The organism is Actinomadura rugatobispora (assembly GCF_055379765.1).
The window spans coordinates 7806157-7820113 of record NZ_AP029191.1; the positions used below are offsets into that span (position 1 = coordinate 7806157).

The window sequence follows — 13957 nt, forward strand, 5'->3', positions numbered from 1 at the left end:
TCCCTGGCCCGTCTCCCGCCTCTCAGCGGCCCTGGCCGAGGACGTGATGGACCAGTTCCCGGAGCGGCCCGTTCAGCTGGGCCTCACCCACGGTGGCCGTGTCGCCGTCGATGTCGATCTCGTACAGGAACTGGTCCGGCCTCCGGCCGGGCGGCGGCACCGACGCCAGATCCACCCGGTCGACCAGCCGGGTCAGCATGGGATCGGTGGCGCTGTCGGACTGCCCGCGCTGCTCGATCCCCGCGAACCCCCCGCTGCGGACCACTGTCACCTTCACCGTCTCTCCCGCTCGCCTCCGCGCCGCCCCCCGCGCGGCTCCTCGTCTCGTCGCCGCGGCGCGCCCGCGCTCCGGCCGCCCGCTCCACCGGCGTCCGGATCGCCGGACGGGGACGGCCCCGCAAGGCCGTCCCCGTCGCGCCGCCTTTCATCGCACCGCCGGGGGGACGGCGCGTGGCCGCGCCCCCCGCACAGGGCCGCTCGTCGGAGCGCCTCCTGCCACGGCGTTTTTCATACGGAGACGCCTACCCCCGTCCATGCCTCTCGTACCGCACCGGTTTCGGCGGCTTCGGCGCCGTAGAGCCGGGTGGCGCTGTCGAGCGTCGCGGCGGCGAACCCGGCGAAGTCGACGGTCGCCGAGAGCTGCCCGCCGGTGAGCGTGTCGTACCAGATCCGCCCCGCCTTCTCCCACGCGTGGCCGCCGATGGCGACGGAGGCCAGGTAGAAGGCGCGGTTGGGGATGCCGGAGTTGATGTGGACGCCGCCGTTGTCGCCGCGGGTGGGGTTGTAGTCGTCCATGTGGCCGGGCTGCGGGTCCTTGCCCAGCCGCGGGTCGTCGTAGGCGGTGCCGGGCTCCTTCATGGAGCGCAGGGCCACGCCGTTGACGCCCTCGGCGAGCAGGCCCTGCCCGATGAGCCAGTCGGCCTGGTCGGCGGTGTGGCCGAGATGCCACTGCTTGACGAGGGAGCCGAACACGTCGGAGACCGACTCGTTCAGCGCGCCCGGCTGGTTTCGGTACTCGAGGTTGGCGGTGTACTGGGTGACGCCGTGCACCAGCTCGTGGCCGGTGACGTCGAGCGGACCGGTGAACGCGCGGAACAGCGTCCCGTCGCCGTCGCCGTAGACCATCTGCTCGCCGTCCCAGAAGGCGTTGTCGTAGTCGCGGCCGTAGTGGACGGTGGAGACCAGCGCGAGCCCCGCGCCGTCGATGGAGTTGCGCCGGTAGGCGGCCTCGAAGAAGTCGAAGGTGACGCCCAGCCAGTCGTAGGCCTGGTCGACGATCTCGTCGCCCGTGGCGGGGTCGCCCTCGCCGCGGGCCTTGGCTCCGGGGAGCGTCTCCTCGTTCTTGGCGTCGTGGATCGTCCGGTTCGGGACGAAGTCCTCGGTGGGATCGGGGGCCCCGGCGGGGAACGCGAGACGGGCCTCGCGCTGCGCCGAGCTGAGAGCCAGGGAGCGGCGTGCGGAGTCGCGGAGCGCCGGATCATCGGCGGCTTCGGCGACCCGTTCCAGCATATGCGGGGGCACGATGGTGCATCTCATGGCACAACGCTGCCAGCTCGATGTGATTCGAGCCACAGGTTTCGGGCAACTCTCACGGCCTAATCCGGTCACGGAACGTGATGGAAGGCTGGCGTTCGGGTGCGGCCCGGGGCCGCCGTTCGCGGCGCGCGGGCAGGTTCGGGACAGCGGGCGGGGTGCGGGACAATGGTCCCGTGACCCTCTACCGCGATGAAGGCATCGTCCTGCGCACCCAGAAACTGGGCGAGGCCGACCGCATCGTCACGGTCCTCACCCGGCGCACCGGGCGGATCCGCGCGGCGGCCAAGGGCGTGCGCAAGACCAAGTCGCGGTTCGGGGCGCGGCTGGAGCCGTTCACCCACGTCGACCTGCAGCTGTACGAGCGGCGCTCGCTCGACCTCATCACCCAGGCCGAGACGCTGCGGCCGTACGGGGAGCGGCTGGTCACCGACTACCCCCGCTACACCGCCGGGACGGCGATGCTGGAGACCGCCGAGAAGCTCACCGCCGAGGAGGGCGAGCCGGCGCTGCGCCAGTTCCTGCTGCTGGTGGGCGGGCTGCGGACGCTGGCCGAGCGCGGCCACGACCCCCGTCTGGTGCTGGACGCCTTCCTGCTGCGGTCGCTGTCGGTGGCGGGCTGGGCGCCGGCCATCGACGAGTGCTGCGGGTGCGGCGACCGCGGCGGGCTGCGCGGGTTCGCGATCGCCGCGGGCGGCGCGGTCTGCGCGCGCTGCCGCCGGCCCGGCGCGGCCACTCCGGCGCCGCCGACGTTCGCGCTGATGCTGGCGCTGCTGCGGGGCGACTGGGAGTACGCCGACGGGAGTGAGCCGCGCCACCGGGTAGAGTGCAGCGGCCTCGTGGCGGCCTACCTGCAGTGGCATCTGGAGCACGGCATCCGGTCCCTGCGGCATGTGGAGCCCGAGGACGGCCCGTCCCGTCCAACCGGCATGGACTTCACGACCAGCGACACAGGCGGCGACCCCGGCCGCGACACCCCCGACACCACCGACAGGGAGCGAGTTTGAGAAGGGCCGTTCAGCCCCCGGAACCGCACAGGACCGGGGCCCGCCCGCCCGCGATCCCCGCCGACCTGGTGCCCCGGCACGTCGCCATCGTCATGGACGGCAACGGGCGCTGGGCCAAGGAGCGCGGGCTGCCCCGCACCGAGGGCCACAGGATGGGGGAGGACTCCCTCTTCGACGTGATCATGGGCGCGATCGAGCTCGGCGTGCCGTACCTGTCGGCCTACGCCTTCTCCACCGAGAACTGGAAGCGCTCGCCCGACGAGGTCCGCTTCCTCATGGGCTTCAACCGCGAGGTGATCCGGCGCCGCCGCGACCAGCTCCACGCGATGGGCGTCCGGGTGCGCTGGGCGGGCCGCCGGCCCCGGCTGTGGCGCAGCGTGATCTCCGAGCTGGAGACGGCCGAGGAGATGACCCGCGACAACGACGTGCTGACCCTGCAGTTCTGCGTGAACTACGGCGGCCGGGCCGAGATCGCCGACGCGGCGGCCGCCATCGCCCGGGACGTGCGGGACGGGAAGCTCAACCCCGACAAGATCAACGAGAAGGTGTTCGCCCGCTACCTGGACGAGCCGTCCATCCCGGACGTGGACCTGTTCCTGCGCTCGTCGGGGGAGCAGCGCACCTCCAACTTCCTGATCTGGCAGTCGGCGTACGCGGAGATGGTCTTCCTCGACACGCTCTGGCCCGACTTCGACCGGCGCCACCTGTGGCACGCCTGCGAGTTGTACGCGTCCCGCGACCGCCGCTACGGCGGCGCCATCCCCAACCAGGTCCCGGCCACCTGACGGTGTGTGGTCTGGGGAAGGCCCCAGACCACACCCGCCCCTCAGCGTCCAGGCCGGTGATCGGGTGATCCGATGATTAAGCGAGCGCGGCGTCGAGGGTGATCTTGGTGCCGGTGAGGGCCTTGCTGACCGGGCAGTTCTCCTTGGCGTTCTGCGCGGCCTTCTCGAAGTCGGCCGCCGACAGCCCGGGGACGCTCGCCCGCACGGTCAGGTGGATCCCGGTGATGCCCTCGCCGGGCTGGAAGGTGACCTCCGCCTTGGTGTCGACCTTCTCGGGCGGGGTGCCGGCCCCGGCCAGCCCGTGCGAGAGGGCCATCGAGTAGCAGGTGGAGTGGGCGGCCGCGATGAGCTCCTCGGGGCTGGTGCGGCCGTCCGGCTCCTCGGCGCGCGACGGCCAGGTCACCTCGAAGGAGCCGACCTTGGACGAGTCGAGCGAGACCTTGCCCTGGCCGCCCATCAGCGGCCCTTCCCAGTGCGCGTTCGCGGTTCGTGTCGTAGCCATGTGCCGATTCTTGCGCATGGGCCCGTCGCGCGATCCGGAGGGGCGAGGACTTGGAACGCATCAGAAACGCCCCGCCCTGGCTGGGCGGGGCGTTTCCGAGGGGTGGGAGGGGGATGGCTCGTCCGCACATTTATGTCATGTCCGAAGAGATTGCGCACTTGTGGCAAGTTCACAAAGATTCGGGCGATGTACGGCGAGTCCTCGCGTCGTCCCAGGTCGCGCGGGTGTGGCGCAGCTCACCACCGTGAACGGCGCGCGGCGATTCAGAGAAAAGAGCGCCGGCCGGGAACTCTCCCGTGCCGGCGTGGGGTCAGGAGCCGGCCTTGGCGCAGTCGGCGCAGGTGCCGAAGACCTCGACGGTGTGCGTGATGTCCACGAAACCGTGCTCGGCGGCGATCGCGTCGGCCCACTTCTCCACGGCGGGCCCGCCGACCTCGACGGTGCGCCCGCACGCCCGGCACACCAGGTGGTGGTGGTGCTCCTCGGTGCGGCAGGCGCGGTAGACCGCCTCGCCGTCGTCGGTGCGCAGCACGTCGACCTCGCCGGAGTCGCTGAGCGCCTGCAGCGCCCGGTAGACCGTGGTGAGGCCGATCTTGGAGCCGTCCGCCCGCAGGTCGGCGTAGATGTCCTGGGCGCTGCGGAAGCCCTCGCATCCGGCCAGCGCCTGCCGTACCGCGTTGCGGCGGGTCGTCGTCATCCCCGTAGTACCTCCGCCTCGGCGTCCACACCTGCCCGGGCCGCGGCCGTCACCGTGCGCCTGCGTCGCGTCACCGCGCCCCCGATCACCGCGACCATGAACACCGCCAGGGCCAGCAGCACGATCGAGGGTCCCGGTGGGAGATCGTACTGGAACGACCCCGCGAGCCCCGACACCGCCGACAGTACACCGACGGCCATCGCCAGCAGCATCGTGGCGCGGAAGCCCCGCGTCAGCTGCTGCGCCGCCGCCACCGGGACGATCATCAGGGCGCTGACCAGCAGCAGCCCGATCGCGCGCATCGCGATCACCACGGTGACCGCGGCGGTCGCCGCGATCAGGATGCTCAGGAAGCGGGTGGGCAGGCCCGACGCCCGCGCCACCTCCTCGTCCTGGCACAGCAGGAACAGCTCGCGCCCGAAGAGGGCCACGATCGCCAGCACCGCCACCGCCAGCGCCGCGACCACGTACAGGTCCGAGACCGACACGCTGCTGATCGACCCGAACAGGTAGGACTGCAGGTTCGCGCCTCCGCCCTCGGCGTTGGTGAGGATCACCCCGCCCGCCAGCCCGCCGTAGAACAGCAGCGCCAGCGCCACGTCCGCGCCGCTGCGGCTGCGTTCGCGCAGCACCTCGATGGCGACCGCGCCGAGCACCGACACCACCAGCGCGCCCATGACCGGGGAGGTCCCGGTCAGCAGCCCCAGGCCGATCCCGGTCAGCGCGATGTGCCCGATCCCGTCGCCGAGCAGCGACAGCCTGCGCTGCACGATGAACGTCCCGACCGCGGGCGCGGTCAGCCCGATGAGCACCGCCATGACCAGCGCGATGCGCATGAAGTCGTACTCGAGCATCTCGAAGATCACGCTGTGCCCCCCGTTCGCCTCCGGGGCGCCTTACGGCGGCGCCTTCCCTCCTCGCTCGTTCCTCGCTCGTCAGTCCAGGCGCCGCCGCGCCCCTCCGGCTCTCTCATCACGCGGTGCCCCCCCGTTCGCCTCACGCCGCGCTCTCCCTGCTCTCGCGGGTGGCGGCCAGGGACGGGGCGGGCGCGGTGCGGCGGGTCTCGTCCGCGACGCGGCCGTGCTCCAGCACGACGGTGCGGGTGATCAGCGGCTCCAGCGGGCCGAGCTCGTGCGCCACCAGCACGACGGTGCGGCCCTCCTCGGCGAGCCCGCGCAGCGTGCCGGCCAGGGCGGCCTGGCTGGCCGCGTCGACGCCGGCGGTCGGCTCGTCCATCACGAAGACCTCGGGCTCGCCCGCCAGGGCGCGCGCGATGAGCACGCGCTGCTGCTGGCCGCCCGACAGCAGGTGCGCCGAGTCGCGGGCCCGGCCGGCCAGCCCCACCGCATCGAGGGCGCGCTCCACCGCGGCCCGGTCGGCGGCCGAGGACGGCCGCCAGCGCGACTGCCGCGCCACCCGGCCCGACGCCACGACCTCCCGCACCGTCGCGGGCACCCCGCCGCCCATCGGCAGCCGCTGCGGGACGTACCCGACCCGCTTCCAGTCACGGAACCGGGCGGCCGGGCGGCCGAAGATCTCGGTTCGTCCGGCGGCCAGCGGACGCAGCCCCAGCAGCGCCTTGACCAGGGTGGACTTCCCCGCCCCGTTGGGACCGAGCACGGCCAGCAGGTCGCCCGGCTCGACGACCAGGTCGACGCCGCGCAGCACCTCGCGGCCGTCGAGGCGGACATGCCCGCCGCTCATCGCGAACGGCGGGCCGGACGGGTGCGGGGAAGTCGGTTTCATGAGCATCCAAGTGCGGGTTTCAGCGTTTCCAGGTTCTTGCGCATGATCGAAAGGTAGTCCTCGGAGGAGCCCTCCCGGACGCCTTCGACCGGGTCGAGCACCGCGGTCCGCACCCCGGCCGAACGGGCCAGCGACTCGGCGACCCTGGGGCTGACCAGCGTCTCGGTGAAGACCGTGGTGGCGCCGGCGTCCTTGACCTCGTGCGTCAGCTCGGCCAGCCGCTTGGGCGAGGGCTCGCTGGAGGGGTCCACGCCGGCGATGGAGACCTGCTTGAGGCCGTACCGGTCGGCGAGGTAGCCGAACGCGGCGTGCGCGGTGACGATCGTCTTCTGCTTGCAGGACGTCAGGCCGGCCTTGTACGCCTGGTCGAGCGCGTTGAGCTCGGCGGCCAGCGCGGCGGCGCGGGACTTGTAACCGGAGGCGTGCGCGGAGTCGGCGGCGGCGAGCCGCTCACCGAACGCGGTGGCGATGGTGGCCATCCGGCTGGGGTCGAGCCAGACGTGCGGGTCCTGGGCGGCGTCGGCCTGCTTCTCCTGGCCGTGCCCTTCCTCGCCCTCGTGCTCGTGGCCGTGGTCGTGCCCGTGTCCGTCGTCGCCGGTCGGCGCCGGGATCGTCTTGACGACGCTCGCCACGTCCAACGCCTTGTCGTTCGCGTGCTTGCGCACGGCGTCGTCCATCGCGGGCTGCACGCCCTTGACGTAGATCGCGTAGTCGGCCTTGCCGACGTCGGCGATCTGCCGGGCGGTGAGCTCCAGGTCGTGCGGCTCGGCGCCCGGCTTGGTCAGCGTCCGGACCTCGGCGTCCGGCCCTCCGACCTTCCCGGCCAGCCAGGCGACCGGGTAGAAGGAGGCGACGATCTCGGTCGTGCCGGACCTGCCGGCTCCTGCGCCGCCGCCCCCTCCGCACGCGGCGAGGCCGGTCAGGCCGGCGACGGCCAGCACGGCGATCGGGAGGGTGCGAAAGGGCCTGCGAGAGATGAACACACCCCAAGTGTGGACGAAGATGAAAACGGTTGTCAAAACCGACGTTTCGCCGCGGTCTCCGTCACCACAGGTGCCCCACGGCGAACACCGCCAGCACCACCAACGCCGCCAGGCGCAGGATTCGTCCCGGAAGGTCCAGCGAGGGCCAGTTGAGGTAGGCGAACCAGGCCAGCACCACCAGCAGCACCAGCAGCCCGGAGGCGCCGACCCAGCCCGAACCCGCCATGCCGATCACCAGCAGCCCGAAGACCACGGCCAGCAGCACCCAGCGCGGCGTCCGGCTCAGCAGCACCAGCGGCGCCGCGCTCCGGGCCTCGATCGCGGTGCGCAGCCCGCTCGATCCGTCCGGTGCCGATCCGCCTCGTGCGTTCCGTGGGTTCACGTGCCCCAACGTACGCCGGGGGACGGCGTGCGGGCGCCCGGTGCCAGGATGGATACGTGATTGCGATTACCCGGTACCGCGTGCCGGACCCCGAGGCCGGCGGATTCGCCGAGCGGATGACCGCCGTGCTCGACCGGCTCGCGGCCAGCCCCGGCTACCGTTCGGGACGGCTGGCCCGCACCGTCGACGACCCCTCGCTGTGGGCGCTGGTCACCGAGTGGGACGGCGCCGGCCACTACCGCCGCGCGCTGGGCGCCTACGAGGTGCGGCTGGAGTTCATGCCGCTCGCCGCGCTGGCGCTGGACGAACCGGGCGCCTACGAGATCCTGGCGACCCGCACCGCCCCCGGGAACACGCCTGGTCAACAGCCGTACAAGAACCCCTGACGCGCGGTTTCGGGTGGCCCGCCGACGGTGATCAACGCCGCGTCATGATCACGGTCGCGGGGAGTTGTGATGCGTCATGTGCCCGTACTCGGCGGACTGCTCGGGGTGGTCGCGCTCTCACCCCTCGTCTCCGGCGCCGGCGCGCCCGCCGCGTGGTCCGCGGGCGACCCGGCCGCCGCGCTGAGGGTCGCCGCGGAGGACACCGCGGAACCCGGCCGGACCGGTGCTCGGATCGGTGATCGGGCCGGTGACCGGGCCGGTGCGCGGCACCGGCACGGGCGCGCGGCGGTGCGCGTGGCGGCCTACCGGGGCGTGCGGATCCCCGTCCCCGAGGGCTGGGAGGTGCACGACCTCGACCGCGACCCCACCCGCTGCGTCCGGTTCGACCGGCGCGCGATCTACCTCGGCCGCCAGGGCGACCGGCCCGACTGCCCGTCCAGGGTGATCGGCGGCGAGGACGCCCTGCACGTGGAGCCGCTCGGGCCGCCGCCGCGGGTGCGCGGCCCCGAGCCCTCGCCGAGCCGGGACGGCGCCCGCCGGACGGGCCGTCCGGACAGGTCGGCCGCGCTCGCCCGGTACACGGTGGCGCCCTCGGTGGACCACAGGGTGCGGGTGCCGCTCCGGGAGGCCGGAGTCGTGATCAGCGGCATGTACGGGAAGGACCCCTCGCAGGTCCAGCGGGTCATCCGGTCCGCGACGATCGCCCCGGCCCGTCCGGCGCGCGGCGACGACCGGGACGAGGACGAGGACGACCGCGACGACCGCGACAAGTACCACTACGACCGCGACTACCGGCCCAAGCACAAGCACCCCAAGCACCCGTCCGGCCTGCCCTTCTTCGACCTGGGGCCCTTCGGCGGCGACGACGAGCCCAGGAGCACGGCCCCGCCGAAGCCGAAGCCCAAGGCGGAACCGAAGCCGAAGCCCAAGGCGAAACCGAAATCGAAACCCAAGGCGAAGCCGAAGAAGAACCCGCCCTCCGGCCGGCAGCAGAACTGGACGGTCGGCAAGGGCTTCGACACCTGCACGGCCCCGTCCCTGGCGTCCATGCGCGCCTGGCGCGGCGCGTTCAAGGTCAGCAACATCTACATCGGCGGCGCCGCGCGCGGATGCGCCCAGCCCAGGCTGAACCGCGCATGGGTGAAGTCGGTCCGCAGCATGGGCTACCGGCTCGTCCCCACCTACGTCGGCCTCCAGGCGCCCTGCGGCAGGTACCGCACGAGGTTCACGGCCGGGAACGCCGCGGCGGAGGGCAGGAGGGCCGCCACGGACGCCGTCCGCGAGGCCAAGGCCCTGGGCATCCCGCACAGCAAGCCGATCTACTTCGACATGGAGGCCTACCGGCAGGACGACGCCTCGTGCCGCGAGGCCGTCCTGACGTTCCTGCACCACTGGACCAAGCAGATGAAGGTCCACCGCTACGTGCCCGGGGTCTACGGCAGCGTGGGCTCGGTCGTGCGCGACCTCGTCCTGTCCAAGGGGTTCACCCGGCCGAGCGCGCTCTGGTTCGCGCACTGGGACGGGATCCCGCGGCTGTACGGCCATCCCCACATCCCGGACGCGATGTGGCATCCGCACCGCCGCATCAAGCAGTACCGGGGCGGCCACAAGGAGACCCACGGCGGTGTCACGATCAACATCGACAGCAACCATGTGGACGGACGGGTCTACTGAGACCGTCCGGACGCATGTGGCCCGAACCGGGTTTCGCCGGTCTTCCTGGGCTTTCGCGTACTTTTGTGTGGCGTACGGCCGGTGGCGCACGTGCTCTAAGCTGGGGGTCGCTCGCGGGGCGCCGGGGATGTCGCGCTCCGCCGCAGCGGTACGACACCCGGGGATCACACTCACCGCGGCCCGCCGGCCGTCCGTTCGCCGGCGGCGGGGCGCAGTACGGATAAATCCCGCCGACCGCCAGTTGGATGGAGAATGCTGATGGCACGCCGTTCCGACGTGTTGGACACGATCGTCAACCTTGCCAAGCGCCGGGGCCTGGTCTACCCGTCGAGCGAGATCTACGGCGGGCTGCGCGCCTCCTGGGACTACGGCCCCTTGGGCGTGGAGCTGAAGAACAACGTCAAACGCCAGTGGTGGAAGACCATGGTGCAGGGCCGGGAGGACGTCGTCGGCCTCGACTCGTGCGTCATCCTGGCGCGCGAGGTGTGGGAGGCCAGCGGGCACGTCCAGGCGTTCGTCGACCCGCTGACCGAGTGCCAGTCCTGCCACAAGCGGTTCCGGGCCGACCACCTGGAGGAGGCGTACGAGGAGAAGCACGGCAAGCCCCCGGCGGGCGGCCTGGCCGACCTCGGCTGCCCCAACTGCGGGGTGAAGGGCTCCTTCACCGAGCCGCGGATGTTCAACGGCCTGCTCAAGACCTACCTGGGCCCGGTCGAGGACGAGTCCGGCCTGGCGTACCTGCGGCCGGAGACCGCGCAGGGCATCTTCATCAACTACCTCAACGTGCAGCAGTCGGCGCGGCGCAAGGTGCCGTTCGGCATCGGCCAGGTCGGCAAGTCGTTCCGGAACGAGATCACGCCGGGCAACTTCATCTTCCGCACCCGCGAGTTCGAGCAGATGGAGATGGAGTTCTTCGTCCGGCCGGGCTCGGACGAGGAGTGGCACCAGTACTGGATCGACGAGCGCATGCGCTGGTACACCGACCTGGGCATCCGCAAGGAGAACCTGCGCGTGTTCGAGCACCCGCAGGAGAAGCTGTCGCACTACTCCAAGCGGACCGTCGACATCGAGTACCGGTTCGACTTCGCGGGCGGCGAGTGGGGCGAGCTGGAGGGCGTCGCCAACCGCACCGACTACGACCTCACCACGCACGCCAAGGCGTCGGGCGCCGACCTGTCGTTCTTCGACCAGGAGGCGGGGGAGCGGTTCGTCCCCTACGTGATCGAGCCGGCGGCGGGCGTCGACCGTGCCACGCTGACGTTCATGATGGACGCCTACGCCGAGGACGAGGCGCCCAACGCCAAGGGCAAGATGGAGAAGCGCACGGTGATGCGGCTCGACCGGCGGCTGGCGCCGATCAAGGTGGCGGTGCTGCCGCTGTCGCGCAACGCCGACCTGTCGCCGAAGGCCCGCGACCTGGCGGCCCGGCTGCGCCGCAACTGGAACGTCGAGTTCGACGACGCGGGCGCGATCGGCCGCCGCTACCGCCGCCAGGACGAGGTCGGCACCCCGTTCTGCGTCACTGTGGACTTCGACACGCTGGAGGACGACGCGGTGACCGTGCGGGAGCGCGACACGATGAGCCAGGAGCGCATCGCGATCGGGCAGGTGGAGGCCTTCCTCGCCGCCCAGCTGCTGGGCTGCTGACGCCTCTCGCGGTTCACTGGAGCGCGTCCGGAGACGGGTTCGCCGAGGGCCGTCCCTCCCCCGAACGGGGGCGGGGCGGCCCTCGCGCGTTTGGAGATAACCGATCCGTCGGATAGTCTCGTAGTGGATTGTTCTGATATGGACGGATGAGAGGGCGGAGTGTGCAGGTGCGAAGCCGGGCGGTTCTGCCGCTGCTGGCGTTCGTCCTGTGCCTGTTCGGACTGATCTACGAGCCCGGCGCCCCCGCCCTCCGCGCCGACGGCGCCAGCGCCGCGGCCGCCCTCGCCGGTCCGGTCGTCCCGGACGCCGCGCCGCACGCGCCGGCGCACGAGACCGGCGGCGACCCGGCGTTCCTGGCCAACCACGCCCAGGCCGCCGCGGCCGGCGACCACCCGGCCTCCCACCTGGCGCTCCCGCCCCGGTCGGCCGCGCCGTACGCGCCCCGCGGCCCTCTCACGCCGCGCGCCTCCGACCCGCCGCCCTCCGCGGATCCGCACGCCGAGACGGGGCGTGCCCGCGCACCTCCGGCCTCCGCAGGTTCCTGACGTCCTGTCGTCCCGGTGGCCCTTTTCGGCCGCCGGTCGCCGCCTGCGGCCCGCCGTGCCCGCCGTCCCCGCCACGGGACCGCGCGCCCCGGCCCCCCGCCGCGCGGTGCTCCTGCTGGAGGTTCTCTCATTCACATCGCCGAAGCCCTCATCGCTCTTGGCGGAGCGTTCGTCGTCGCCGGGCTCCTGGCCCGTGCCGGCGTGCGGATCGGCCTGCCGACCATCCCCCTGTTCATGCTCGCCGGCATCCTCTTCGGGCCGCACACCCCCGGCCTCGCCCTCTTCGAAGATCCCGCCGACCTCAAGCTGTTGTCCGCCCTCGGCCTGGTGTTCCTGCTCTTCTACCTGGGGCTGGAGTTCCACCTCGACGACCTGGTCTCCGGTGGCGGCCGGCTGCTCACGGCCGGGGGGCTCTACCTCCTGCTCAACGTCGGCGGCGGCCTGGCCTTCGGGTTCCTGCTCGGCTGGGGCGGCCGCGAGGCGTTCGTGCTGGCCGGGGTCATCGGGATCTCCTCCTCGGCCATCGTCACCAAAGTCCTCATGGACATGGGCCGGCTCGGCAACCCCGAGAGCCGGCTGATCCTCGGAATCATCGTGGTCGAGGACGTCTTCCTCGCCCTCTACCTGGCCCTGCTGCAGCCCATCCTGGCCGGCGCCAGCGGCTTCGGCGAGGCCGCGGTCGAGTTCGGCAAGGCGTTCGCGCTGCTGCTCGTGCTGGCGAGCGTGGCCCGCTGGGGCGCCCGCTGGGTCGGCAAGCTCGTCGACATCAAGGACGACGAACTGCTGGTGGTCACCTTCGTCGGCCTGGCCGTGCTGACCGCCGGGATCGCCGAGGAGTTCGGCGTCTCCGACGCCATCGGCGCGTTCATGATCGGGCTCATCCTGGGCGCCACCAAGTCCGCGAAGCGGATCCAGACGCTGGTGCACCCGCTGCGGGACGCCTTCGCCGCGCTGTTCTTCTTCGCCTTCGGGCTGCAGATCGACCCGGGCGACCTGGCCTCGGTGGCCGTCCCGGTGACGCTGGCGGTGCTGCTCACGGTCGTGCTGAACCTGTCGGCCGGACTGCTGGCCGGGCGGATCCACGGGTACGGCCGCGTCCCGTCGGCCAACGTGGCGCTGACCGTGCTGTCGCGCGGCGAGTTCGCGCTGGTGCTGGCGTCCATGGCGGCCGCGGCCGGGCTGGACTCCAGGCTGGCGCCGTTCATCGCCGGATACGTCCTGGTGCTGGCGGTGGCCGGGCCATTGGCGGTCACGCAGTCCGAGCGGCTCGGGCGGCTGCTGCCCGAACGGCTCTTCCCGACGGCGGCGCCCGCCACGCCGCCCGCGAAGGAGCCCGTACGCTCCTGATCGCCGGGCCGATGGGCTACGGTGGCGGAAACGACGGCCGCCGACGGGAGGGAGCGCGTGCGCGACCTTCGGCGACCGGACCTGCCCGCCACCGTGCCCGCCCCCCGGACCCGGACCCGGACCTGGCCCCGGCTCCGGCCCGGGCCCCGGCGACGAGCGCGGGCGGCTCGCCCGGTTGCTCATCATCGCGCTGGGCCTGATCGGCTTCGTGGCGGCGCCCGCCGCCTGGACCGCGGCGGGCGCCGGTGCGCCCGGCGCCAGGGCCGCCTCGGGAGTCAGTGCCGGGGCGCCGCTCTCCGCGCCTGCCGCCGCGGGCGCCCGTCCGTCCAAGGGCCCGTCCGGTGCGGCGTCCCGAGCCGCCGCGTCCAGGGCCGCGCAGGGGAGCGCGGCCGCTGTCTCGTCCCGGGGCTGCTCCGCCGCCTGCTCAGCAGAGCGGTCCGGAGAGCGGGCCCGGCAGCGCACGCTCCCTCCCGCCTGCACCGACCGCGCGACCGCGGCGATCACCGCGGCGCGGCAGCCCGGCGAGGCGCCCGCCCCGCTGCCGGCCGCCGCACCGCCCCCGCCCGGCGCCGAGCTCCACGTCCCCCTCGTCCCGGCCGCCCGGCCCTGCCCGGCCCTCCGGCACCCCTCCACCGCCCCCGACGGCCCGCCCCGGGGCCGAGCACCGCCGCCCTCCACCCGGATCTGACGATCTGACGACGACGTCCGGCCGGTGCACGGCCC

At 72.9% G+C, this 13957-nt stretch carries 16 protein-coding genes; 8 read left to right on the forward strand and 8 right to left on the reverse strand.

Features of this window, described 5'->3' with window-relative positions; all coding sequences use genetic code 11:
* Positions 1-22: 22 nt before the first annotated feature.
* Both ACZ466_RS34970 and ACZ466_RS34975 read right to left on the reverse strand, forming a co-directional pair.
* Positions 23-277: a protealysin inhibitor emfourin gene (locus tag ACZ466_RS34970; protein ID WP_378285789.1), complete on the reverse strand. Its 255-nt coding sequence runs from the start codon at positions 275-277 to the stop codon at positions 23-25.
* Positions 278-507: 230 nt separating this feature from the next.
* A complete protein-coding gene (locus ACZ466_RS34975; RefSeq protein WP_378285790.1) occupies positions 508-1536 on the reverse strand; it encodes a M4 family metallopeptidase in 1029 nt (342 codons plus the stop codon).
* A 173-nt stretch (positions 1537-1709) separates the two neighbouring features.
* On the opposite strand from ACZ466_RS34975, the gene recO reads away from it, so the two are divergent.
* A complete protein-coding gene (recO, locus tag ACZ466_RS34980; RefSeq protein ID WP_378285792.1) occupies positions 1710-2540 on the forward strand; it encodes a DNA repair protein RecO in 831 nt (276 codons plus the stop codon).
* Entirely contained in the window at positions 2537-3325 is a 789-nt protein-coding gene (locus ACZ466_RS34985) for an isoprenyl transferase (protein ID WP_378285794.1), read from the forward strand. The genes recO and ACZ466_RS34985 overlap by 4 nt, the downstream gene beginning before the upstream one ends.
* A 76-nt stretch (positions 3326-3401) precedes the next feature.
* Here ACZ466_RS34985 and ACZ466_RS34990 read toward each other — a convergent pair whose 3' ends face one another.
* The 6 genes from ACZ466_RS34990 to ACZ466_RS35015 form a co-directional block, all read right to left on the reverse strand.
* On the reverse strand, positions 3402-3827 hold the full coding sequence (locus ACZ466_RS34990; RefSeq protein ID WP_378285795.1) for an OsmC family protein: 426 nt from the start codon (positions 3825-3827) through the stop codon (positions 3402-3404).
* A 310-nt stretch (positions 3828-4137) separates the two neighbouring features.
* The gene (locus ACZ466_RS34995; protein WP_378285796.1) at positions 4138-4524 is read right to left on the reverse strand and encodes a Fur family transcriptional regulator; all 387 of its coding nucleotides are present in this window, start codon (positions 4522-4524) and stop codon (positions 4138-4140) included.
* Positions 4521-5387: a metal ABC transporter permease gene (locus ACZ466_RS35000; RefSeq protein ID WP_378285851.1), complete on the reverse strand. Its 867-nt coding sequence runs from the start codon at positions 5385-5387 to the stop codon at positions 4521-4523. Before ACZ466_RS35000 ends, ACZ466_RS34995 begins: the two co-directional genes overlap by 4 nt.
* 133 nt (positions 5388-5520) lie before the next feature.
* Positions 5521-6270 carry a metal ABC transporter ATP-binding protein gene (locus ACZ466_RS35005; RefSeq protein ID WP_378285797.1) on the reverse strand — a complete coding sequence of 250 codons (750 nt, stop codon included), beginning with the start codon at positions 6268-6270 and terminating at the stop codon, positions 5521-5523.
* The gene (locus ACZ466_RS35010; RefSeq protein ID WP_378285798.1) at positions 6267-7253 is read right to left on the reverse strand and encodes a metal ABC transporter substrate-binding protein; all 987 of its coding nucleotides are present in this window, start codon (positions 7251-7253) and stop codon (positions 6267-6269) included. Before ACZ466_RS35010 ends, ACZ466_RS35005 begins: the two co-directional genes overlap by 4 nt.
* A 61-nt stretch (positions 7254-7314) precedes the next feature.
* On the reverse strand, positions 7315-7635 hold the full coding sequence (locus tag ACZ466_RS35015; RefSeq protein ID WP_378285799.1) for a DUF6703 family protein: 321 nt from the start codon (positions 7633-7635) through the stop codon (positions 7315-7317).
* A 56-nt stretch (positions 7636-7691) separates the two neighbouring features.
* On the opposite strand from ACZ466_RS35015, the gene ACZ466_RS35020 reads away from it, so the two are divergent.
* The 6 genes from ACZ466_RS35020 (at position 7692) to ACZ466_RS35045 (ending at position 13922) form a co-directional block, all read left to right on the forward strand.
* Positions 7692-8021, forward strand: a complete 330-nt coding sequence (locus ACZ466_RS35020) for an antibiotic biosynthesis monooxygenase family protein (RefSeq protein WP_378285800.1) — start codon at positions 7692-7694, stop codon at positions 8019-8021.
* Positions 8022-8090: 69 nt separating this feature from the next.
* On the forward strand, positions 8091-9695 hold the full coding sequence (locus ACZ466_RS35025; protein WP_378285801.1) for a DUF1906 domain-containing protein: 1605 nt from the start codon (positions 8091-8093) through the stop codon (positions 9693-9695).
* 258 nt (positions 9696-9953) lie between these two features.
* Positions 9954-11342, forward strand: a complete 1389-nt coding sequence (locus ACZ466_RS35030) for a glycine--tRNA ligase (RefSeq protein WP_378285802.1) — start codon at positions 9954-9956, stop codon at positions 11340-11342.
* Between the two features lie 167 nt (positions 11343-11509).
* Positions 11510-11887: a hypothetical protein gene (locus ACZ466_RS35035; protein WP_378285803.1), complete on the forward strand. Its 378-nt coding sequence runs from the start codon at positions 11510-11512 to the stop codon at positions 11885-11887.
* A 201-nt stretch (positions 11888-12088) separates the two neighbouring features.
* The gene (locus tag ACZ466_RS35040; protein ID WP_378285804.1) at positions 12089-13234 is read left to right on the forward strand and encodes a cation:proton antiporter; all 1146 of its coding nucleotides are present in this window, start codon (positions 12089-12091) and stop codon (positions 13232-13234) included.
* 175 nt (positions 13235-13409) lie between these two features.
* Positions 13410-13922 carry a hypothetical protein gene (locus tag ACZ466_RS35045; protein ID WP_464041801.1) on the forward strand — a complete coding sequence of 171 codons (513 nt, stop codon included), beginning with the start codon at positions 13410-13412 and terminating at the stop codon, positions 13920-13922.
* The last annotated feature ends 35 nt before the right edge of the window (positions 13923-13957 follow it).